23 protein-coding genes and 1 riboswitch are annotated in these 20,670 nt (G+C 66.6%); of the genes, 13 read left to right on the forward strand and 10 right to left on the reverse strand.

Annotated features, from left to right (window positions below):
- Positions 1-62: 62 nt before the first annotated feature.
- From RH857_RS11030 to RH857_RS11065, 8 genes are read right to left on the reverse strand one after another with little or no spacing between them, the layout of a single operon-like run.
- Positions 63-575, reverse strand: a complete 513-nt coding sequence (locus RH857_RS11030) for a heme-degrading domain-containing protein (RefSeq protein WP_310538027.1) — start codon at positions 573-575, stop codon at positions 63-65.
- A complete protein-coding gene (gene mgrA, locus RH857_RS11035; protein ID WP_310538028.1) occupies positions 576-1,628 on the reverse strand; it encodes an L-glyceraldehyde 3-phosphate reductase in 1,053 nt (350 codons plus the stop codon).
- 47 nt (positions 1,629-1,675) lie between these two features.
- Positions 1,676-2,284, reverse strand: a complete 609-nt coding sequence (locus tag RH857_RS11040; RefSeq protein ID WP_310538029.1) for a bifunctional 4-hydroxy-2-oxoglutarate aldolase/2-dehydro-3-deoxy-phosphogluconate aldolase — start codon at positions 2,282-2,284, stop codon at positions 1,676-1,678.
- Positions 2,272-3,015, reverse strand: coding sequence for an IclR family transcriptional regulator (locus RH857_RS11045; protein ID WP_310538030.1), 744 nt, complete (start codon positions 3,013-3,015; stop codon positions 2,272-2,274). The genes RH857_RS11040 and RH857_RS11045 overlap by 13 nt, the downstream gene beginning before the upstream one ends.
- 4 nt (positions 3,016-3,019) lie before the next feature.
- Positions 3,020-3,979: a sugar kinase gene (locus tag RH857_RS11050; RefSeq protein ID WP_310538031.1), complete on the reverse strand. Its 960-nt coding sequence runs from the start codon at positions 3,977-3,979 to the stop codon at positions 3,020-3,022.
- Positions 3,951-5,459: a tripartite tricarboxylate transporter permease gene (locus RH857_RS11055; protein WP_310538032.1), complete on the reverse strand. Its 1,509-nt coding sequence runs from the start codon at positions 5,457-5,459 to the stop codon at positions 3,951-3,953. Before RH857_RS11055 ends, RH857_RS11050 begins: the two co-directional genes overlap by 29 nt.
- On the reverse strand, positions 5,456-5,965 hold the full coding sequence (locus RH857_RS11060) for a tripartite tricarboxylate transporter TctB family protein (RefSeq protein ID WP_310538052.1): 510 nt from the start codon (positions 5,963-5,965) through the stop codon (positions 5,456-5,458). The genes RH857_RS11055 and RH857_RS11060 overlap by 4 nt, the downstream gene beginning before the upstream one ends.
- Before the next feature lie 29 nt (positions 5,966-5,994).
- Positions 5,995-6,969: a Bug family tripartite tricarboxylate transporter substrate binding protein gene (locus RH857_RS11065; RefSeq protein WP_310538033.1), complete on the reverse strand. Its 975-nt coding sequence runs from the start codon at positions 6,967-6,969 to the stop codon at positions 5,995-5,997.
- A 111-nt stretch (positions 6,970-7,080) separates the two neighbouring features.
- Positions 7,081-7,202, forward strand: a riboswitch (FMN riboswitch).
- 14 nt (positions 7,203-7,216) lie between these two features.
- Between RH857_RS11065 and ribD the strand changes: the two genes are divergently transcribed.
- The 13 genes from ribD (at position 7,217) to trpA (ending at position 19,043) form a co-directional block, all read left to right on the forward strand.
- Complete coding sequence (gene ribD, locus RH857_RS11070; protein ID WP_310538034.1) at positions 7,217-8,284, forward strand: bifunctional diaminohydroxyphosphoribosylaminopyrimidine deaminase/5-amino-6-(5-phosphoribosylamino)uracil reductase RibD; 1,068 nt, start codon at positions 7,217-7,219, stop codon at positions 8,282-8,284.
- Positions 8,285-8,290: 6 nt separating this feature from the next.
- Positions 8,291-10,345 (forward strand): 3,4-dihydroxy-2-butanone-4-phosphate synthase, encoded by a 2,055-nt coding sequence (ribB, locus tag RH857_RS11075; RefSeq protein ID WP_310538035.1) that lies wholly within the window; start codon positions 8,291-8,293, stop codon positions 10,343-10,345.
- Between the two features lie 39 nt (positions 10,346-10,384).
- On the forward strand, positions 10,385-10,885 hold the full coding sequence (ribH, locus tag RH857_RS11080) for a 6,7-dimethyl-8-ribityllumazine synthase (RefSeq protein ID WP_310538036.1): 501 nt from the start codon (positions 10,385-10,387) through the stop codon (positions 10,883-10,885).
- Positions 10,886-10,895: 10 nt separating this feature from the next.
- Complete coding sequence (locus RH857_RS11085) at positions 10,896-11,159, forward strand: phosphoribosyl-ATP diphosphatase (RefSeq protein WP_310538037.1); 264 nt, start codon at positions 10,896-10,898, stop codon at positions 11,157-11,159.
- A gap of 11 nt (positions 11,160-11,170) precedes the next feature.
- Positions 11,171-12,028: an ATP phosphoribosyltransferase gene (gene hisG, locus RH857_RS11090; protein WP_310538038.1), complete on the forward strand. Its 858-nt coding sequence runs from the start codon at positions 11,171-11,173 to the stop codon at positions 12,026-12,028.
- 15 nt (positions 12,029-12,043) lie between these two features.
- A complete protein-coding gene (hisF, locus tag RH857_RS11095; RefSeq protein WP_310538039.1) occupies positions 12,044-12,808 on the forward strand; it encodes an imidazole glycerol phosphate synthase subunit HisF in 765 nt (254 codons plus the stop codon).
- Positions 12,809-12,881: 73 nt separating this feature from the next.
- Positions 12,882-13,247, forward strand: coding sequence for a phosphoribosyl-AMP cyclohydrolase (hisI, locus tag RH857_RS11100; RefSeq protein WP_310538053.1), 366 nt, complete (start codon positions 12,882-12,884; stop codon positions 13,245-13,247).
- On the forward strand, positions 13,247-14,989 hold the full coding sequence (locus RH857_RS11105; RefSeq protein ID WP_310538040.1) for a chorismate-binding protein: 1,743 nt from the start codon (positions 13,247-13,249) through the stop codon (positions 14,987-14,989). The genes hisI and RH857_RS11105 overlap by 1 nt, the downstream gene beginning before the upstream one ends.
- The gene (locus RH857_RS11110) at positions 14,986-15,660 is read left to right on the forward strand and encodes a Trp biosynthesis-associated membrane protein (RefSeq protein ID WP_310538041.1); all 675 of its coding nucleotides are present in this window, start codon (positions 14,986-14,988) and stop codon (positions 15,658-15,660) included. The genes RH857_RS11105 and RH857_RS11110 overlap by 4 nt, the downstream gene beginning before the upstream one ends.
- A gap of 124 nt (positions 15,661-15,784) precedes the next feature.
- Positions 15,785-16,153, forward strand: a complete 369-nt coding sequence (locus RH857_RS11115; protein WP_310538042.1) for an HGxxPAAW family protein — start codon at positions 15,785-15,787, stop codon at positions 16,151-16,153.
- A gap of 36 nt (positions 16,154-16,189) precedes the next feature.
- Positions 16,190-17,011, forward strand: coding sequence for an indole-3-glycerol phosphate synthase TrpC (gene trpC / locus RH857_RS11120; RefSeq protein WP_310538043.1), 822 nt, complete (start codon positions 16,190-16,192; stop codon positions 17,009-17,011).
- Between the two features lie 56 nt (positions 17,012-17,067).
- Positions 17,068-18,270 (forward strand): tryptophan synthase subunit beta, encoded by a 1,203-nt coding sequence (trpB, locus tag RH857_RS11125; RefSeq protein ID WP_310538054.1) that lies wholly within the window; start codon positions 17,068-17,070, stop codon positions 18,268-18,270.
- The gene (trpA, locus tag RH857_RS11130; RefSeq protein WP_310538044.1) at positions 18,267-19,043 is read left to right on the forward strand and encodes a tryptophan synthase subunit alpha; all 777 of its coding nucleotides are present in this window, start codon (positions 18,267-18,269) and stop codon (positions 19,041-19,043) included. Before trpB ends, trpA begins: the two co-directional genes overlap by 4 nt.
- A 21-nt stretch (positions 19,044-19,064) precedes the next feature.
- Here the strand turns inward: trpA and RH857_RS11135 are convergent, their stop codons facing one another.
- Together RH857_RS11135 and RH857_RS11140 are read right to left on the reverse strand one after the other, a co-directional pair.
- Positions 19,065-19,337, reverse strand: a complete 273-nt coding sequence (locus RH857_RS11135; RefSeq protein WP_310538045.1) for a hypothetical protein — start codon at positions 19,335-19,337, stop codon at positions 19,065-19,067.
- Between the two features lie 445 nt (positions 19,338-19,782).
- Entirely contained in the window at positions 19,783-20,469 is a 687-nt protein-coding gene (locus RH857_RS11140) for a hypothetical protein (protein ID WP_310538046.1), read from the reverse strand.
- Positions 20,470-20,670: the final 201 nt, after the last annotated feature.

Below are 20,670 nucleotides of genomic sequence, written 5' to 3' on the forward strand. Positions count from 1 at the left end.
CCCCAGCACTGGGAAGCAGGCCTACTCAGCAACACATTTATGGCCTATAACCCCCGGAGTCCCTAGATGTCCGACGCGGTCGCCGTGGCCTCCATGTGAGCCTGCAGCATCTCGACAACGAAATCGTGGTCCTCCAGCTGGGGGAGCCCCGAGACACCCACAGCGCCGACGACGCCGACACCCTTCACCGTGATCGGGAAGACCCCTCCGTTACCGGCGATCTCGCGCGGATCCAGGCGTGAGTCCGCCTCAAACGTCCACCCCCGGCGCCTGAACTGCTCCCCGACTCCGAGCGAAGAGCGGCTGTAGTGCACCGCGGCGCGTGTCTTCCGTTCCAACCAGGCGTCGTTGTCCGCGCTGGAGCCCTCCAGAGCTGCGTGGAAGACCCGCTGGGCGCCCACCACAATGCCGATCACCACCGGCAGGCTCCGCGCTCGCGCAGCCTCGCGCATGCGAGTGCCCAGGGCCCACGCATCGTCGCGGGTGAACGTCGAGAGCACCAGCGCCCGCTCCTGGGACACCACGAGGTCGTACAGCCCGGGCGTGCCGAGCTCGTAATCGCTGACCCGTTCCATTCAGGCCTCCGAGGAGGCGGCCCACATGTTGAGGCCGCCGTCTTGGGCGTACTGGTCGATCTCCTCCAGCTCGGCGGCCGTGAGCTCAGGGCCCTCCAGAGAGGCGACGACGTCGTCGAGCTGCTCTGTCCGGCTGGCTCCGATCAGCAGAGAGGTGATCCGCGGATCCCGCAGAGCCCAGGTCAGCGCCATCTGGGCCAGCGTCTGACCGCGTCGTTCCGCAATGGCGTTCAGGGAACGTATACGGTCCAGGTTTTCCTCGCTCAGCATGCCCTCACGCAGGGTCTTGCCCTGGGTAGCGCGTGAGCCCTCCGGGATCCCGTGGAGGTACTTATTGGTCAGCAGACCCTGAGCAAGTGCGGAGAAGGCGATGACGCCGACTCCCTCCTGCTCCGTGGTCTCCAGCAACGAGGGGCTTCCCTGCTCGATCCACCGGTTCAGCATGGAGTAGGAGGGCTGATGAATCAACAGCGGGGTCCCCAGACGCCGCAGCTCCTGGGCCATCTGCTGGGTGCGCGCAGCCGAGTACGAGGAGATTCCCACGTAGCGAGCCCTCCCCGAGCGAACCGCCTCATCCAGTGCCGAAGCGGTCTCTTCGATGGGGGTCTCAGGATCGAAGCGATGGCTGTAGAAGATGTCCACGTAGTCCAGCCGCAGACTCTCCAGGGAGATGTCCAGACTGTCCAGAATGTTCTTGCGCGTGCCCCCGGTGCCGTTGGGCCCGGGAACGAACGGATAACCGGCCTTGGTGGAGATGAGCAGCTCCTTGCGCAGGCCAGCGAAGTCCTCTGCGAGGATCCGTCCCACGTTCTTCTCGGTGGAGCCCTGCGGGGGACCGTAGCCGTTGGCCAGGTCGAAGTGAATGATCCCCAGGTCAAAGGCGTGCCGCAGCAGCTCACGCTGCTTCATCAGAGGCGTATCGTCACCGAAGTTGTGCCAGGTGCCCAGGGAAATGGCCGGCAGGCGAAGTCCGCTCACCCCGACCTTGCGGTACTGCATACGCTCGTAGCGTTCAGCTGCCGGACTGTAGGGGGGCTGAATGGAGTAAGGCATAGTCAGAGCTCTTTCAGATGGTGATGTGGTGGGTGAGGGGACAGCGGTCAGTGTCGGGAGAGAGCCGCCAGCAGGGGTAGCTGCTCGGGGTCCTTCAGGGCAGATCCGACGGCGATGACCGAGGCTCCGGCGGACAGATACTGTGCCGCGTTATGGGCGTTCATCCCGCCGGTCGCGACAAAGCTCACCTCAGGGAAGGGGCCCTTCATCGCGGTGAACCACCCCGCGCCCAGGTCGGAGGCCGGAAAGGCCTTGACGACGTTGATCCCCAGCTTCAGGCAGGCCTGAATGTCGGTGCCGGTGGCGACTCCGGGTACATGGGGCAAACCGGCGGCGAGACTTGCTTGCGCCACGTCAGGGTCAAAGCCCGGCGCGACGGTGAAGGAGGCCCCGGCCTGCACGGCGGAGTCCAGGCGCACCGCGTTGATGACCGTACCTGCGCCGACGCTCCGCCCCTCGGCAGCCGCCGCAGAGGCCACGTAGTGGAGTGCGCGGAGCCCGTCGTCGTCCTGGATGGGAATCTCTACGCAGTCGATGCCCAGGTCCCAGGCGCGGCGTGTGAGCTCCAGGGACTCCTCGGGTGAGTAGCCCCGGAGGATCGCCATGACCGGGGTTTTCTTGAACACCTGCTCGTACCAGGTCCTTATGGTCTCCATCCCACACTCCTTGAAATGCTCCGGGTGACGTCCTCCAGGCGGGGGAGAAGCTCCTGGAGTGCCGTTAGATCTGCTTGTGCTTTGATCGCCGTGATGGACACGGCGCCGTTGACGTTGCCCAGGGCGTCTCGTATGGGCATGGCCACACAGTTGACGTAGTCTTCGAATTCGCCGTCGTCCTGGGCCCAGCCGCGCTCACGGATCGCGACGAGTTCGGCATCAAGCTGCTCGCGGGAGGCCAGTGTGGTCTCCGTGAAGGTGTCGAACTCGTAGTCGGCGAGCATGCGTTCGACCTGCTCCTGATCCTGATAGGCCAGAATGGCTTTGCCCACGCCCGAGGTGTGCAGGCGCACTCGCTGCCCCACCTGGGAGTACATCCGCACGGTGCCTGGCTGTTCGATCTTGTCCGCGTAGACGACCTCACTGCCCTCCAGTGCTGCCAGGTGGATGGTGTGCCCGCAAGCCTGACCCAGCTGGGTCAGCACAGGCCTGGCCACCGCCCGGAGGTCGAACTGCTCCGCGGCCACAGCGGCGAGCCCGGCCAGGCGGTATCCGATGCTGTAGGAGCCGTCAGCGTTGCGCCGGGTCAGGCCGCTCTCGGTCAGTGCCTGGAGGATCCGCAGCGCCGTGGAACGGTGAACGCCGAGGAGCTCAGCGATCTCGGACTGCGTGCGCGGACGGACACTGACGTGCTCCAGTACGTGGGCAGCACGATGAATGCTCTGCGACATGCGGTCAGTATCCCACCCGGTCAGCGGTGATCGGCGGGGGATTCTCAGCGGCCCGCGGCACAAAATCCTGGGTGCTGCGCAGCGCTCTCGCGGCGGTGTCGTGTCCACGCAGCAGACGCTCGGCGGGGCCTTCTCCGTCCAGCAGCGCGCCCAGATACCCCGCGGTGAAGGCGTCACCGGCTCCCACGACTTCGACGACGTCGACCCGGTGGGCGGGAACAAAGACCTTCTGACCCTCCGGGCTGACCTCAGTGGCGCCGTAGTCACCGTCTTTGACGATGAGCCGGCCACTGATCTTCAGCTGATGCCGAAGCTCGTCCGGGTCACCGATGCCCCAGAGTGTCTCGGCCTCATCGCGACCGACGAAGACCAGGTCCGCCTGAGCGGCGTATCCGGCGAGTACGGGTCCTGCAGTGGCCGGATCCCACAGTCCGGGGCGGTAGTTCACATCGTAGGAGACCAGAACCTGGTGCTCCCGGGACCACGCGAAGACGGCCGAGAGTAGCTCCCGGCAGCTCTGGGAGAGCCCTGCAGTGATGCCGCTGATGTGGATGATCCCGGCGCCGGCAGGGTCCAGACGATCCAGCATCTCCGGTCCCATCGTCGAGGCCGCCGATCCGGACCGATAGAAGTAGACCGTGGTGGCCTGGTCGCCCGGATCCTTGAAGTACACCCCGGTAGGGGCGTGGGGGTAGAGCTCAACCTGTGAGGTGCCGACCCCGTAGTGGGAGACATGATCCAGGATCCGCTGACCCAGCGGATCGTCTCCTAGGCGGCTGACCCACTCCGAGCGGTAGCCGGCGTCGGCGAGATACAGCGCAACAGTGCATTCCGCGCCGCCGGCGTGTATCCCAAACTCCTGGGCCTCGCGCAGCGACTGAGCGGTGAGTGGGGTGACCATGGCCATCGTCTCGCCGATGGAGATCACGCGATGATCAGCGGACAGGGGAGTGTTCTTCTGCACGTCGGGCAGACCGTCCCTTCAGGAATCGAAGAATGGTGGGGGCGCACAGGGCCAGCAGGCTCAGTGCCAGCAGGGCGGTGGCGATCGGGCTGTGGAAGATCGCGAAGGGCCCGTCGATCAGCAGCGCCCGTCGGAGGTTGCTCTCGGCGAGCGGGCCCAGAATCAGGCCCAGGACCAGTGGCCCGGCGGGGAAACCCCATCGCTTCATGCCGAGGCCGATCACGCCGAAGACCAGCATGATGAGCACGTCGAAGACGTTGTTCTGCACCGCGTAGGTGCCCACCATGCAGAAGATGAGGATCACCACGGAGAGTACGGTGCTGGGCAGCGTCAGCAGTTTGATGACTCCCTGCATACGCACCAGGCTCAGCGCCAGGGCGGCGAAGACGGCAAGGATCATGATCGCGCTGATGGTGAAGACCAGGTCCGGCTGCTGGGTGAACAGCTCCGGACCAGGACGCAGTCCCCACACGATCATGGAGCCAATCATCACGGCCATCACCGAGTCACCGGGCACGCCGAGGGCCAGGGTGGTGGTCACCGCCCCGCCCATGGTGGCGGTGCTGGCTGAGTCCGGGGCGGCCACGCCTTCTAGGGAACCCTTGCCGAACTTCTCCGGATGCTTGGAGGCTCGCCGTGCCTGGTCCCAGGCGATGATGCCGGCAATGTCACCACCGGCAGCTGGTACGACGCCGACGGCGGCACCCACACCAGTGCCGATACCGGTGGGCTTGATCATCTCCCGCCCCTCCTGGCGGTTGGGCCACCAGCGGCCCAGCTGAGTGATGGGCTTGGCATCGGCAGTGGGGGAGGACTCGATGAACCGATTGAAGACTTCGGCAAGTCCGAAGACGCCGATGATGACTGCGATGAACGACAATCCGGAGGAAAGCTCGTTGATCCCGAAGGTGAAGCGCGCCTCACCCGAGATCGGATCACGTCCGATGGTTCCGAGGAACAGCCCGAAGGCTCCCATGGCCAGGCCCTTGGCTACCTTGCCGCCGGAGACTCCGACCATCATCGTCAAGCCGAACAGCACGAGGGTGAACAGCTCAATGGGGCCGAATCGCAGGGCGATTTCTGCCACCGGCTGGGCAAAGAAGATCAGGATCATGATGCCGGCCAGGCCGCCGATCGCGGAGACCAGCGCCGAGCTGGTCAGGGCGACGCCAGCACGCCCGGACTGCGCCATGGGATAGCCGTCGAACGTCGTCGGTATCGAGGCCGGGGTCCCTGGGGTGTTGACCAGGATGGCGGGTACCCGGTCCCCGAACTGGGCGGCGACGTAGATGGAGAGCAGCACCGCCAGTCCGGGGACGGGATCCAGGGTCAGGGTGAAGCCAGCTGCTAGAGCCACCGCCATCGTGGCGGTGATCCCCGGCACGGCACCTACCAGGGTGCCCAGCAGAGTGCCCAGGATGAGGCACAGGATCACTACGGGGTCGGCAAGGGCCTCAAGGCCCGTCAGCATGGTGCTCATAGCGGCACCCTCAGCAGCATTCCGAAGACGCCGTAGAGCGCGGCGGTGATGATTGCCGGTGTCAAAATCAGGTGCTTCCATCCGCGGTGGCCCAGGACCAGCATGAGACCTACCAGCAGAGCCGGGGTCACCACCAGAAAGTGCATCTGGTACCAGGCCCAGCCGTAGGCGACGATGAGTCCCAGCACCGCGGTCAGACGGAGCACGCCCTGCCGGCGCACCGGGTCAACCTCCACTGCGGGCGGTTTCAGGCCCCCGGAGACCGCGATGGCCAGGCCTAGAACCACCAGGGCGCCGGCCATCACGGTAGGCCACCAGCGGGCCCCGAATTCCCCGGAGTCGCGAGCTGACGAGAGTTGGGAGACCAGGACCAGGGCAATAACCCCCAGGAGCACCACGCCGGCGCCGATGAGTATCTCGGCTCGGCGAGTCGAGGTGCGCTCCCGAGTCTCTTGGGCAGCCTCCGGAGCGACCGTCTGCGGCGCGGGGACAGAGTCCGTACGCATCTCTTTCACGTGTTCTGACACCTGGGTCATCAGTCGCCCAGCAGCTCGGCGAAGCGGTCAGCTTCCTCCTGGACGAAGGCTGTGGCCTCCTCGGAGTTCTTGTAGAGAGGAATGTTGCCGCCGCTCTCGATGAACTCGGTGTACTCCTCGGAGCTCACTGCCTCTTCGATGCTGGACTCTAGGAATGCGGCGACCTCTTCGTTCAGCCCGGTGGGAGCCGCGATGACGGCCCAGCTGCCGATGACGACGTCGTAACCCTGCTCAGTGGCGGTGGGCACGTCTTCCAGCGCCGGAGCCTGCTCCTCGGTGAAGACGGCCAGCACGCGGAGTCGGCCGTCGGCGTGTGCGGGGCTGGTCTCACCGATTCCAGCCACCACGGCGTCGACCTGTCCGGCGATCGCGGCGGAGACGGCAGGTGCGCCGCCGTCGTAAGGGACGCCCTGGAACTCGACGTCGGCAGCGTTGGCCAGTTCGTTGGCCCCGGCCTCCCAGATGGAGCCTGCTCCGGCGTTGGAGATTGAGATGCCGCCGGGGTTCTCGCGGGCGGCCTCGATAAGGTCCTCCAGAGTCTCGTACGGGCTGTCGGTGGGTACCGCGATGGTGCCCGGCTGGGAGTTCACCTGGCCGAGGAAATCGTAGTCCGCGGGGTCGATGTCGTAGTCGAGGTGACCCAGCATCGCGACCTCCACGGGGAAGACTGCGATGGTGTAGCCATCGGCGTCCTGCTGTGCCACGTGTTCCATGCCCACGGAGCCTGCTCCGCCGCCCCGGTTCTGGACGACCACGGAGACGTCCAGGGACTCCTCCATCTGGCTGGCAATGGTGCGGGCCGTGAGGTCCGTGGCGCCGCCGGCGTCCGTCGGAGTGTAGAGCGTGATGTCTTGGGTGGGAAAGTCCTCGGCTGCGGCTTCAGCGGTGTCGCTTCGATCCGCGCACCCGACGGCGACGAGGCCGACGGTGACCGCGGTAGCGAGGGTCAGGGTGGTGTTGATCCTGCGGGACATCGTTGTCCCCCTCTCTCTTCAATGTTGCGCTATATGCAACGCGATTGCGCTACGCACACACTATAGCCATGGTGATACGAGTCACACAAGCATGTGTGGCAAGATGGATGGACGTGCTTACGGGGTCGGTGAAATTCCGAACCGGCGGTCATAGTCCGCGACCCTCTGCTTACAGAGGCTGAACCGGTGGAATTCCGGTACCGACAGTCAGAGTCTGGATGGGAGTAGCACAGAAGGAGACTGATTGATGCCAGGGGCCGACGACGCCCACCACGGCCTGATGCGCCAGGCCCTCGACGCAGCCCTGCAGGGCCACAGGGGAGCAAACCCCCTGGTCGGAGCGGTGCTTGTTGATGACAACGGAGCTGTTCTTGCTACCGGTCACCATCGGGGAGCCGGGACCTACCATGCCGAACGCGATGCGATCGAGTCGGCGCGTGCCCGTGGTGTGACTGATTTTTCTGCCACGACGCTCTACACCACTCTTGAGCCATGCCGCCATGAGGGCCGCCAGCCCGCCTGTACCCGCCAGATTCTTGAGGCGGGAATCGGGCGCGTGACCTGCGGCGCCGCGGATCCCTCCGCCAATGGGGGAGGAGCCCAGCTTCTGCGTGAGGCAGGCCTGGACATCACCACCGCCGTGCTGGAGGAGGAATGCACGCGGCTAAACCACCGCTGGAACCTGGCGCAGATTCAGCACCGCCCGTTCGTGACCGTGCATCTGGCCCAAAGCCTGGATGCCCGCATTGCCGCGGCCGACGGCACCAGTCAGTGGATCACCTCCGCCCCGTCGCGGCAGCACACCCACCGGATCCGCGAGCGCGTGGACGCGATCCTGGTGGGCACCAATACCGCCGTCGTCGATGATCCGCGACTGACCGCCCGCACCGAGGACGGGGAGCTGGCCGAGTCCCAGCCCCTGCGGTGCGTCATGGGGCTGCGGGACCTGCCCAGGGGAGCGAAGCTCACCCAGGACAAGCCTGAGGGGCAGGGATGGATGCAGCTGCGCACCCGGGATCCCCTGGAGGCCCTGCGCACTCTCGCTGCGACCCGCCACAACGGCTACCCCGTCAAGCACGCCCTGGTCGAAGGCGGACAGAGCGTGTTGTCGGCGCTCTTCGCCGCCGACCTGGTCGATGAGATCTTCGCCTATATCGCCCCACTACTGCTCGGAGAAGGACGCAGCACCCTGGGGGATATCGGCGTCACCACCCTTGATGAGGCACTCCGCTTTCGCCTGGACCCCGCCGACGGGGGGCCGGTCACGCAGATGGGCCCGGACGTCTGCCTCCACCTGACCCCGGAAGGACCGTGAGCTGACATGTTTACAGGAATTGTGACCGGCACCGGCCGTGTCATCGACCGCAGCCCCGACCCCCTCAAGGGGGTAGAGCGGCTGGTCTTTGAAGCCCCGGGCCACGTCGAGGGCTTGGCACTGGGCGGCTCCATCGCCGTCAACGGTGCCTGTGTCTCCGCGGTGCAGATTCAGGGGGAGATCCTGACCGTGGAGCTCATCCCTGAGACGCTCAAGCGGACCACTTTCGGGGAGATCCAGGCCGGAGACCGCGTCAATCTGGAGCGCTGCCTCCCTGCCGGAGCACGGCTGGACGGGCATGTGGTCCAGGGGCATGTGGACGGTATTGGCACCCTGCTGGAGCGGGACCTCAACGACGGCCGGCACCGCTTCGGCCTCCCCGCAGAACTCGCCGGCTACCTGGCGGAGAAGGGGTCCATCGCCATTGACGGCGTCTCGCTGACCGTGACCGCCGTGGCCACCGACGACGACGGCACGCACTTCTTCGAGGTGGGCCTGATCCCCACCACGCTAAGCGACACGACGCTGGGCCAGCTCAGCATCGGCGCCCAGGTCAACCTGGAGATCGACGTGCTGGCCAAGTACGCCAAACGCATGCTTGAGTTCGGCGGCTTCCTTCCCTCCGGGGGCGACCCGGCACAGTCCCCGGGACACAGCCCCGCCGCATCGGCCGAACTGCCGGCGATCCCGCAGCCTGAGACACCTGCACCCGTGCTGGACCCGATCGAGACGGCACTGGCCCAGCTCCGGGCGGGACGTCCCGTCGTCGTCGTCGATGACGCGGACCGCGAGAATGAGGGAGACCTGATTCTGCCGGCCCAGGCAGCGACCGCGGAGCTGATGGGCTTCATGATTCGTCATACTTCCGGGGTGATCTGCGCCCCCATGAGCGCCGAGCGCGCCCGGCACCTGGGACTTCCACCGATGGTGGATGAGAACACCGATCCTAAAGGCACCGCATACACCATCAGCGCCGATGCCACCTCGGTCACCAGCACCGGCATCAGCGCTGAGGACCGCGCGATCACTGCCCGAGCCTTCGCCGATCCGGGCACCGGTGCCGAGGATCTGACCCGCCCGGGGCACATGTTCCCGCTCATCGCCAACGACCAGGGAGTGCTCGGGCGAGACGGCCATACCGAGGCTGCCGTGGATCTGTGCCGCCTGGCCGGCTACTCGGACGTGGGCATTATCGCCGAGCTCAACCACGACGACGGCACCATGATGCGTCTGCCGGCGCTGCGCGAGTTTGCTGATGAGCACGGTCTGGCGCTCATCAGCATCGCTGACCTCATCGCCTACCGAGGCGGAACCCCCAAACCGGACACGGTGCGGGAGTCTCTGCTGGCCGGCTGGGAACAGCCCCGTGAGAACGCCGAGGCCCTCGTCAGTGCCGGACCCGTAGTCAATCTCCCCACGGAGTACGGGGTCTTCGACGCTCAGGTCTGGACCGAGCGCACCACCGGACACGAGCACATGCTGCTCAGCGCCGGCACCCCGCTGAGCCACCAGAATGACGACGCCGGCGACGCTGACCCGCAGCCGCCCCTGGTGCGGCTGCATTCGGAGTGCCTCACCGGTGATGTGCTCGGCTCGCACCGCTGCGACTGCGGAACTCAGCTGGTCGCGGCCCTGGAGACCATCCAGCGTGAGGGCGGGCACCTGCTCTACCTGCGAGGGCACGAGGGACGCGGTATCGGCCTGGCCAACAAAATGCGCGCCTATAAGCTCCAGGAGGAGGGCGCCGACACCGTAGAGGCCAACGAGATGCTGGGCCTGGCCGCAGAGATGCGGGACTACACCGGAGCGGCCGCCATCCTGCACGCCTCGGGTATCAGGAGAGTGCGTCTGCTCACCAATAACCCTGCCAAGGTGGAGGCGCTGGCCAGCACCGGCCTCGAGGTCAGCCAGGTGCCCTCCGCCGGCATCGTGCAGGAGCATAATGAGCGGTACCTGCGCACCAAGCGTGACAAGATGCGCCACCTACTGGACCACCTGCAGCTCGACGAACAGGCCGAGCCCAGCGCCAGCGCCTCAGCGGCGCGCCCGTCGACACCGTAAAAGACCATCCTCACCGACACTGCAACCAAGGATTGAACCATGAGCTCCACCGGCACCCCCCAGATCGACGAGCACGAACTCAACGACCTCACCAAAGCCGCCTCGACGCTGGGACTGCGAGTCGCGGTCGTCGCCTCCCGCTGGCACGACACCGTGATGGGCGGACTCATCGCCGGAGCCGAGCGCTTCCTGGACTCGATCGGCATCACCGACTACACCCTCCTGCGGGCTCCCGGAAGCTTTGAGCTTCCCGTGATCGCCACCCACGCTGCTCACCACCACGACGTGGTGATCGCCCTGGGCGTGGTCATCCGCGGTGGAACTCCCCACTTCGATTACGTGTGCACTGCCGCCACCAATGGCCTGAGTCAGATCGCGGTGGAGACCGGCAAACCCGTCGGCTTCGGCCTGCTCACCTGCGACACGGAGCAGCAGGCTCTGGACCGTGCCGGACTGGAGGGCTCCCAGGAGGACAAGGGGTTCGAGGCCGCTCACGCCGCGGTGGCGGCCGCCGCCGAGATCGCCACGCTGGACCGGTAGGCTGTCCTACGTGAAGACCTTCGACGATCTGTTCCGCGAACTTGCCACCAAAGCTGAGACCCGTCCCGAGGGTTCCGGCACCGTCGCTGCACTGGACGCCGGAGTTCATCACATCGGCAAGAAGATCGTGGAAGAGGCCGCCGAGGTATGGATGGCCGCGGAGTATGAATCCGACGCGGCAGCGGCCGAGGAAATCTCCCAGCTGCTCTACCATCTCCAGGTCATGATGCTGGCCAAAGGGCTGACCCCCGAAGACATCTACCGCTACCTCTAGAAGGACCTTCCATGCTCCGCGTTGCCGTCCCCAATAAGGGCGCCCTCTCCGAGGCTGCCATGTCCATGCTCTCCGAGGCCGGATATCTCCAGCGCCGCGATCGCAAGCAGCTGCGTCTGCTTGACGAGGCCAACGGCGTGGAGTTCTTCTACCTTCGGCCCAAGGATGTTGCCGTCTTCGTGGGGCAGGGCATCATCGACTTAGGCATCACGGGTCGGGACCTGTTCGCCGACGCCCGTCTGGGCCACGGCGCGGAGGAGGTCATGGGGCTTGGATTCGGCCGTTCGACCTTCCGCCTGGCTGCACCCCAGGGCGCATTCAGCGCCCCCGAACAGCTGGCGGGCAAGCGGGTGGCGACCACCTACGACGGACTGCTCAGCGGCTGGCTCGAGTCGGCGGGAATCCGCGACGTCGACGTCGTGCACCTGGACGGTGCCGTGGAGTCCGCGGTGAGCCTGGGCGTGGCCGATGCTATCGCGGACGTGGTCGAGACCGGCAACACGCTCAAGGCCGCCGGGATGGAGACCTTCGGGCCCTCGATCCTGGAGTCCGAGGCGATTCTCATCTCCTCCTCGGAGGAGAACACCGTCTCCAACGGAGCGGCCCGGCTGATCCGGCGTCTGCAGGGCGTCATCGTGGCCCGTCAGTACGTGATGATGGACTACGACATCCGCCGCGAGCACCTCGAGTCCGCCATGGAGATCACCCCTGGTCTTGAGTCGCCGACGATCTCTCCGCTGGCCGATGAGAACTGGGTCGCGGTGCGGTCTATGGTGCCGGCCAAGGACACCAACCAGCTGATGGATGAGCTCTACGATCTCGGCGCCCGGGCTATCCTGGTCACCACCATTCACGCCTGCCGAGTCTGAAACGAGGGGACCCGCTTGAGTCTGGCCATCCGTGTCATACCGTGCCTGGACGTCGACGGCGGACGCGTCGTCAAAGGCGTCAATTTTGAGAACCTGCGCGACGCTGGGGATCCGGTGGAGCTAGCTCACCGCTACAACAGCGCCGGGGCTGATGAACTGACCTTCCTCGACGTCACGGCCTCCACCGCGGAGCGGGAGACCACCTACGACGTGGTCACCAAGACGGCCTCCGAGGTCTTCATCCCCCTGACGGTCGGGGGAGGCGTGCGTAGCGAGGATGATGTGGACCGGCTGCTGAAGGTCGGTGCGGATAAGGCCAGCATCAACACCGCTGCCGTGGCCCGGCCGGCGGCCATCAACGAGATCGTGGCCCGGTTCGGCAACCAGGTGCTCGTGCTCTCTCTGGACGCCCGCCGTTCCGAGCAGACCCCGTCAGGTTTCGAAGTCACCACTCACGGCGGCCGGCGCGGCACCGGCATCGACGCTCTGGACTGGTGCCGGGAGGCCTCCGAACGAGGAGTGGGAGAGATCCTCCTGAACTCGATCGACGCCGACGGCACCAAAGAGGGATTCGACACCGAGATGATCGCCGCGGTGCGAGCAGTCACCCGCGTGCCACTGATCGCCTCCGGGGGCGCCGGCAAGCCCGAGCACTTCCCCCCGGCGATCGATGCCGGGGCCGACGCCGTCCTTGCCGCCTCCATGTTCCACTTCGGCCCCGTCGACATGATTGCCCGGGTCAAGGAAGCCATCCGGGCCGCGGGCCACCCGGTCCGGTAGACCGATCTGCGATAAGAGCGAAAACGTGAACCAGACACCCCAGACTCCCCACCAGCACGACGAGGGCCCGCGCCTGTCCGCGGCGCTGCGCGAGAAGGTGCACTTCAATGCGGACGGGCTTGTGCCCGCCATCGCTCAGGACGCCTCCAGCGGCGCGGTGCTCATGATGGCCTGGATGAACGACGCCGCCCTGGCAGCCACGCTGCAGACCCGCCGGGGCACCTACTGGTCCCGATCCCGGGGGCAGCTGTGGGTCAAGGGCGAGACCAGCGGTCACACTCAGCAGGTGAAGACCGTGAGCCTGGACTGCGACGGCGATACGGTGCTGCTTCAAGTGGAGCAGACCGGCCCCGCCTGCCACACCGGTGAGGCCACCTGCTTCACCGGGCGTGAGATAACCAGCGAAGGCCAGCCGGCAGACCACGGGGAGGAGAGCTAATGCACCCCCTCGGCGTCGTCGCCCCCACCCAGTCGGAGTTCCTCGACCTGGCCAGCGATCACCGAGTGATTCCGGTGAGCATGAAGATCCTGGCCGACGGACACACCCCCCTGAGCATCTACCGCGCTCTGGCCGCTGACGCCGAGGGCGTGGGCCAGCCCGGCACTTTCCTGATGGAGTCGGCCGCACCCGGCGCCGCCTGGTCGCGTCACTCCTTCATCGGAGTCCGGTCAGAGGCCACGCTGTCTGAGAAGGACGGCCGCGCCCACTGGCTCGGGTCACCTCCTGCCGGTGTGCCCGCCGAGGGCACCACGGCAGAGGTGCTGCGCGAGACTCTGGACTTCCTCAGCTCCACCGGGCAGACCTCGCCGGCGACTGACGGAACCGGGGAAGCGGTTCGCGGGAGCGCCCGCCAGCTGCCCGAGAGCGTGCGGTTCCCGCACCTGGCCTCCGGGCTGGTCGGCTACGTGGGGTGGGATGTGGTCCGCCACTGGGAGCGGCTCCCGCATCCGCCCGCAGATGATCTGGGCCTGCCCGAAATGGCGATGAACCTCATCTCCGATCTTGCCGTCCACGACAACCGCGACGGCACTGTCACCCTGGTGGCCAATGCCATCAACCGCGACGGACAGCAGGCCGGCGCGGAAGCGGCCTACGCGGATGCGGTGCAGCGCCTCTATGCCATGCAGCAGAAGCTGGCCGCCCCGGTGCAGCCTGAGCTTGCGGTGGCCGAACCGGGTTGGGCGGAGTCCGTAGAGGCGGACCTCTCCACCAAGGTCGAGCACACATGGGACCAGAACGAGTACCTGGCGACCCTGGGCAAGGCGAAGGACGCCATCGTGGACGGCGAGGTCTTCCAGATCGTGGTTTCCCGCCGGTTCGAGGTGGCGACGGATGTGGATGCCTTGGCGGTCTACCGCATGCTGCGGCTGCTCAATCCGAGCCCGTACATGTACCTCATGCACTTCGAAACGCCTGACGGGCAGCCCTATCAGCTCGTGGGCGCTTCGCCGGAGGCGCTGGTGACCGTGGACGAGAACGCAGCGGGCGACCGGATCGCTGTCTCTCATCCGATTGCCGGGACCCGTCCCCGCGGCGCCACACCGGCAGAGGACAAAGCCCTGGCCGAAGATCTCCTGGCCGATGAGAAGGAGCGCGCCGAGCACATCATGCTCGTGGACCTTGCCCGCAATGATCTGGCTAAGGTCAGCGTTCCGGGCACCGTGGAGGTCACCCGTTTCATGGCGGTGGAGCACTTCAGCCACGTGATGCACCTGACCAGCCACGTCCAGGCCACCGTGGCGCCGTCGTCGTCGGCCTATGACGTGCTGGCCGCGACCTTCCCCGCCGGCACGCTCTCCGGGGCGCCCAAACCACGCGCTCTGCAACTGCTGGATGCCTGGGAGCCGACCCGTCGCGGAATCTATGGGGGAGTGGTCGGCTACTTCGATCTCTCCGGACGCATGGACGCCGCGATCGCCATTCGCTCCGCAGTCCTGAAGGACGGCCGCGCCTACGTGCAGTCGGGCGGTGGCATTGTGGCGGACTCCGATCACGACGCCGAACGTCAGGAGACGGTGAACAAGGCGGCCGCGCCGCTGCGCGCAGTGCTGGCGGCTGACCGGCTGACCAGCCCCGCAGCCGGGGCTGACGCTTCGGGTGTGAAGGCCGGTGAAAGCCGGCCAAGAGGCGAGCGGGGTCTCCCCGCCGCCGGGACTGACGCTGATAGGTTGCAGGGATGATCGGTCACCTTGCGTACTTCTTCCAGCGCCGCAACACGGTGCTGTTCATCCAGGCCGGAGCGGTGTTGCTGCTGGTCTCCACCGCGCTGACCTGGGTCACCGCCACAGGGCTGGGGGACACCACCGCGGTGAGCACCTTGGCGCTCTCCGGAGGAGAGATGGCTCCGACCGTGCGCGCCATGGGTCTGGTCGGTGTGGCAGGCGGTGTGGCCGCCACGATTGCCCGGCGCTGGGCGCGCGGCCTGATCGGCGCGGTTCTGCTCGGTGCCGGCGCCATCTCACTGCTGGCTACGGTGCTGGCCATTGCGGATCCCGCCGCTGCTGCCGCCCCCTCGCTGGGAGAGGTCACCGGCACCACGGAGCAGGCTGCCCAGTACAGCCTGGGCTTCGGGTTGTGGATCGGCCTGATCGGCGGCATCGTCCTGACCCTGGGCTCTCTGGGCCTGCTGCTGTTCTCGCCGGGATGGTCGGATGAACGCGCTTCAAAGAAGTATGACCGCGGGGGCAGCGCAGGAACCGCTGCGCCGGGTCGGTCGCAGGCAGCGGGCACCCCGCAGAAGGCGGATGAGTTTGACCTGTGGGACGGACTCTCCGACGGCGAGGATCCCACCGCCAAAGAGGGGGAGGACCCCGGCGAGGACGGCGGGACCGGATCTCGGCGTCGCCGCTGAAGCGGGCGCCGTCGTCCCTCGCGTCACAGGTGCCTGCACCGGTGTGATGCCGCGCGCATCGCAGTCGTGACGTGGCACAATGGCAACAGATAACTTTTCGACACCGTGTAGAGGAGAGACGACGATGGCGACCAACGTGCGCGACGTTGAGCAGAAGCCCCGCTCCGAGGACGAGTTCCTTCACTATGACCACATCGGTCACGGATCCACCCCGGCCGCGTGGGCCCTGTCGCTGACGATCATCCTCGGCGGACTGCTGGCGGGCGTGGGCCTCATCGGTCAGTGGTGGATCCTGGTGTGGATCGGTGCCGCTCTGGTTCCCGTGGGCATCATCCTCGGCGTGGTCCTGAAAAAGATGGGCTACGGCGTGGAGATGGACTCCAACTCCGTGCTCAAGCAGGGCGCCGACCCACGCGAGCACCAGGGTCCGGCCATCCCGGACAACACTGACGGCGGTGCAGCCAAGCGTAAGCCCGCCTCCGGCAGCAACTGACTGCCGAAGACGATCACGTAAGGGCGACACCACTGCATGACCACAGTTCTCGACTCGATCATCGAAGGCGTCCGGGAGGACCTTCAGCAGCGCAGGGACGCGATTTCCCTTCAGGAGATCACTGAGCAGGCTCAGGCCGCTGCTCCTGCCCTGGATGCCCATGCTGCGCTGCTGGGCGGACGGGGGGACCAACGCGGGGTACGCATCATCTCCGAGGTCAAGCGCTCCTCACCGTCGAAGGGCGCCCTGGCGGATATTCCGGACCCTGCGGCCCTGGCCTCCGCCTACGAGAGCGGCGGGGCCAGCGTCATCTCTGTTCTCACGGAGAAGCGCCGCTTCAACGGGACGCTCGATGACCTGGCTGCCGTGCGCGCAGCTGTCGACATCCCGGTGCTGCGCAAGGATTTCATGGTCGACGAGTACCAGTTCCACGAGGCCCGTGCCTACGGGGCGGACCTGGTGCTGCTCATCGTGGCCGCCCTGGATGACGCCCAGCTGCGCGACTTCCTGCAGCTGACCCATGACCTGGGCATGAACGCCCTGGTGGAGGCTCATACCGAGGAGGAGATCGAGCGCGCCGTGGTGGTGGGCGCCAAGATCGTCGGCGTCAACGTTCGCAACCTCAAGACCCTGGAGGTCGACATCGACCACTACTCCGCCATGGCCCGGCACCTGCCCGAAAACGTCATCCGCATCGCAGAGTCAGGGGTCAACGGCCCGGCTGTGGTGCTCGACTACGCCCGTCAGGGCGCCGATGCGGTGCTGGTGGGGGAGGCCCTCGTCAAGCACGGGGACCCCACCGCCGCCGTTCGGGACTTCCGCCAGGCGAGCCTGGCCACCAGAGAGGACCTTCAGTGAGCACTTCCTACCGTGAGGCCGCAGGCCCCTACTTCGGCGACTACGGAGGGCGTTGGATGCCCGAGTCGCTGGTCGCCGCGTTGGACGAGGTTGAGCGAGTCTTCTACGAGGCTAAGGCTGATCCGGAATTCTTTGCCGAGTACGAGCGGCTTTCCCGCGACTACACCGGCCGTCCCTCCCTGCTGACCGAGGTGCCGCGGTTCGCCGCCCAGGCGTCAGGCACTGCTGAGGGTGCGCGCATCTTCCTCAAGCGCGAGGATCTCAACCACACCGGATCCCACAAGATCAACAACGTGCTGGGTCAGGCGCTCATCGCGCAGCGGCTGGGCAAGACTCGTCTCATCGCCGAGACGGGAGCCGGCCAGCACGGCGTGGCCACTGCAACGGCCGCAGCCCTGATGGGCATGGAGTGCGTGGTCTATATGGGCGCCGAGGACACCCGGCGCCAGGCCCTGAACGTGGCCCGCATGCGCCTTCTGGGCGCCGAAGTGGTCCCCGTGGAGCACGGTGCGCAGACCCTGAAGGACGCCATCAACGAGGCACTGCGCGATTGGGTGGCTTCGGTGGATAACACCCACTACGTCCTGGGCACCGTCGCTGGACCGCATCCGTTCCCTGAGATGGTGCGCTGGTTCCATCAGGTCATCGGAGAGGAAGCGCGGGAACAGATCCAGCAGGCCACCCGGCGACTGCCCGATGCGGTCTGCGCCTGCGTCGGGGGAGGGTCCAACGCCTTGGGCATTTTCCACGCATTCCTCGACGACGAATCCGTGGCGCTGTACGGCTACGAGGCTGGCGGAGACGGGCTAGAGACCGGGCGTCACGCCGCGGCCATCACCCTGGGACGCTCCGGCGTGCTGCACGGGGCCCGCAGCTACCTCATGCAGGACGAGGACGGTCAGACCGTCGACTCTCATTCCATCTCCGCGGGCCTGGACTATCCGTCGGTGGGCCCGGAGCATGCTTACCTGGCTGATACTGGACGCGTCACCTACGAACCGGTCACTGATGCCGAGTGCATGGAAGCCTTCGCGCTGCTGTGCCGCACTGAGGGGATCATCCCGGCCATCGAATCCGCCCATGCTCTGGCGGGCGCGGCACGGCTCTCCCGTTCTTGGGGGGCCGAGGGCGCCGGAAAGGTCATCGTGATCAGTCTTTCAGGTCGTGGTGACAAGGATGTGGCCACGGCGGCGGAGTGGTTTGACCTGCTCCCGCCAGAGGACGACACGGACGCACCACGGACGGGGGTTCAGGCATGAGCAAGGCAGCAGCTGCCATAGATGCGGCCAAAGCCGAGGGCCGTTCCGCGTTCGTGGGCTATCTGCCAGCCGGCTACCCCGACAAGGAGACCTCGATCGCGGCGGCTATTGAGCTGGTCCGCGGGGGCGCTGACGTCATCGAGATCGGGATCCCGTACTCGGATCCGGTGATGGACGGCCCCGTCATCCAGCAGGCCACCACCGAGGTGCTGGCACGGGGCTTCCGCATCTCCGAGGTCTTCGAGATCGTCAGAGCGGTCACCGAAGCGACTGATGCCGCCGTGCTGGTGATGACCTATTACAACCTCATTGACCGTATGGGCGCGGAGGAGTTCGCACGCCGTCTCGCCGAGGCCGGGGGAGCGGGCGCGATCACTCCGGATCTCATTCCCGATGAGGCCGCCGACTGGATCGCCGCCACGGAGAAGTACGGCTTGGATCGAGTTTTCCTCTCGGCACCCACCTCCACCCCGGAGCGGGTGGCGCGGATTGCCGAGCTGTCCCGCGGGTTTGTCTATGGCGTCTCCCTGATGGGGGTCACCGGGGCCCGTGATGCTGTCTCCGACGCCGCGGAGAAAGTGGTCACCGCGGCCAAGGAGGCCGGGGCAGAGCGCGTGTGTGTCGGGCTGGGGGTCTCAACCCGGGCTCACGTGGAGGAGATCGGGGCCTATGCCGACGGCGTCATCGTCGGCACCGCTCTGGTGGCGGCCCTGCGCGACGGCGGCCCGGAAGCTGTGGGAGCGCTCGCAGCAGAGCTCTCCGGTCGGGCCTGACCAGCTCGGGCCTCACCAGCCTCAGAGGTCGAGAGGGTACTGGCCGGTCTGCCGGTCGGCGTCGTCGTGCTCTACGCATTCTCCCCGCAGGACAATGCGAATGCGGTGCCCCTGGGTTTTCGCGTCCTGTTCATAGTCGACCAGGGCTTCCGACGCGTAGGCGCCCTCCCGCCAGGATCGGTGAAGGGTCAGGCTCTCGACGGCGTCAGCACGGCTGTTGGCTGAGAGATGGCGACGCTCCTCCAGAGTCCACGCGTAGTCGTTGGTCCACCTGTCCTGAATCTCATCGAGCACCTCCCGGCCTTCCCGCTCGGAGAGCCCACGTCGGCGGAGAAGGTCGCGGTGAGCATTGTGCGTGCTGCCTCGGGTTCCTCCATGACGTTGGCACAGCTTTCCTCGTCGCTGAACTCCTCCGGACGCTGTTGGACGCGGTAGAGCTCGCCCGGGACGCGGACCTCGTTCGCCCTCTGCCGCTGGTCGAAAGGAACTCCGTGCAGATTGCCGAAGGTGGCCGGGAACATTAGGAGCAGGTACTCCTGATCCGCAGCTTCCAAGCTGCTCCATGCTTCAGCGATGTCGTCTTGGACGGAGGGATCGTGGTGGCTCGTCTGGGTGAGTTCGTAGAGGCCCTCGGCCCCGGACGGGAGGTCCGCGGGGGAGGAGAGCTCCTGGTCGGAGAGCAGTGCCGCTTGGTCGGGATGGGCAGACAACCACTCACGACGGTCCTGTGGGTCCATATTCAGAAGCTGCTGGACAAGCTGTTCGCGCTCCTGCGCCTTCTGATGAAGAGCTGCCGCCAGCTGGGCCAATGGTGCCACGGGCGCCATCCCCTCAGCGTTAGCCCAGAGATCGCCTGCACCCGCGGGGCCGGTCCCCAGAGCGATGACCGGATCTCGTCCTCACGGCCCCCGAGTGACGAGAGTTCTGAGAGCGCCGAAGCGGCCTGCTGCTGCAGAGCCTGCCACCGCTGCCAGACTGCTGCGGTCTCATGGTGATGCGCCTGAAGCCCTTGTCGCAGCGCCTCAGCGTCCTCTCCGAGGCCGGCCGAGCCTGAGGCCAGAGTCAGCGAGGAAACTCTGGTGCTCAGCTCGGCAGCCCTCATCTCCAAGGTCTGCGCTTCGCGGGCAAGAACCTGTCCTTGGCGAGCGAAGTCTTCCAGGATCTCTGCGGTCCGAAGCGCGACGGTTCCCCAGGCCTCGGCGACCTGGGGGACTTGCTCGAAGGCCGACCAGACGATCTCTTCGGTGGCAGACTCCTGGTAGGCCTCGCGCAGCCCCTGCCACTGACCCCGGGCGGACGTCATGGCGGCCGGGCCCTGGACCGCGGCGAGCGCCAGGTCGCTGCAGCAGCGGGTCAGGGAGCCGAAATCCACATCGATCCTCGGCGGCTGGGCCACCGCCGGTACGAGTGCTGATGTGAGAACCATCAGGGCACCTCCACAATTCCGAAGCGGCCGAACTGGGACCCGCCAGCAGAAAGTGCCGGCGCTGCGGCCGTCTGTGGCGTTGCGGCCTGAGCCAGCTGCTGCATGCTCAAATCGCCCTCCAGGATGGCCCCCGTCGCCGTCTCGACGGCGGTGGCCGCGCCCTGTCCATACTCACCCGCGCGAGCTAACGTGGCGCTTCGA

The sequence above is a fragment of the Nesterenkonia flava genome, assembly GCF_031432335.1.
Taxonomy (GTDB): Bacteria; Actinomycetota; Actinomycetes; order Actinomycetales; family Micrococcaceae; genus Nesterenkonia; species Nesterenkonia flava.

Bases quoted from the DNA above. Each gene is read 5' to 3' on its own strand.
- ribB (WP_310538035.1), top strand. From the start codon at position 8,291: ATGTTTACAGGAATTGTGACCGGCACCGGCCGTGTCATCGACCGCAGC.
- trpC (WP_310538043.1), top strand. From the start codon at position 16,190: ATGACCACAGTTCTCGACTCGATCATCGAAGGCGTCCGGGAGGACCTT.
- RH857_RS11030 (WP_310538027.1), bottom strand. From the start codon at position 575: ATGGAACGGGTCAGCGATTACGAGCTCGGCACGCCCGGGCTGTACGAC.
- ribD (WP_310538034.1), top strand. From the start codon at position 7,217: ATGCCAGGGGCCGACGACGCCCACCACGGCCTGATGCGCCAGGCCCTC.
- RH857_RS11115 (WP_310538042.1), top strand. From the start codon at position 15,785: ATGGCGACCAACGTGCGCGACGTTGAGCAGAAGCCCCGCTCCGAGGAC.
- RH857_RS11040 (WP_310538029.1), bottom strand. From the start codon at position 2,284: ATGGAGACCATAAGGACCTGGTACGAGCAGGTGTTCAAGAAAACCCCG.
- RH857_RS11060 (WP_310538052.1), bottom strand. From the start codon at position 5,965: ATGCGTACGGACTCTGTCCCCGCGCCGCAGACGGTCGCTCCGGAGGCT.
- RH857_RS11105 (WP_310538040.1), top strand. From the start codon at position 13,247: ATGCACCCCCTCGGCGTCGTCGCCCCCACCCAGTCGGAGTTCCTCGAC.
- hisG (WP_310538038.1), top strand. From the start codon at position 11,171: ATGCTCCGCGTTGCCGTCCCCAATAAGGGCGCCCTCTCCGAGGCTGCC.
- RH857_RS11045 (WP_310538030.1), bottom strand. From the start codon at position 3,015: ATGTCGCAGAGCATTCATCGTGCTGCCCACGTACTGGAGCACGTCAGT.
- RH857_RS11110 (WP_310538041.1), top strand. From the start codon at position 14,986: ATGATCGGTCACCTTGCGTACTTCTTCCAGCGCCGCAACACGGTGCTG.
- trpA (WP_310538044.1), top strand. From the start codon at position 18,267: ATGAGCAAGGCAGCAGCTGCCATAGATGCGGCCAAAGCCGAGGGCCGT.
- RH857_RS11065 (WP_310538033.1), bottom strand. From the start codon at position 6,969: ATGTCCCGCAGGATCAACACCACCCTGACCCTCGCTACCGCGGTCACC.
- trpB (WP_310538054.1), top strand. From the start codon at position 17,068: ATGCCCGAGTCGCTGGTCGCCGCGTTGGACGAGGTTGAGCGAGTCTTC.
- ribH (WP_310538036.1), top strand. From the start codon at position 10,385: ATGAGCTCCACCGGCACCCCCCAGATCGACGAGCACGAACTCAACGAC.
- RH857_RS11055 (WP_310538032.1), bottom strand. From the start codon at position 5,459: ATGAGCACCATGCTGACGGGCCTTGAGGCCCTTGCCGACCCCGTAGTG.
- mgrA (WP_310538028.1), bottom strand. From the start codon at position 1,628: ATGCCTTACTCCATTCAGCCCCCCTACAGTCCGGCAGCTGAACGCTAC.
- RH857_RS11140 (WP_310538046.1), bottom strand. From the start codon at position 20,469: ATGGTTCTCACATCAGCACTCGTACCGGCGGTGGCCCAGCCGCCGAGG.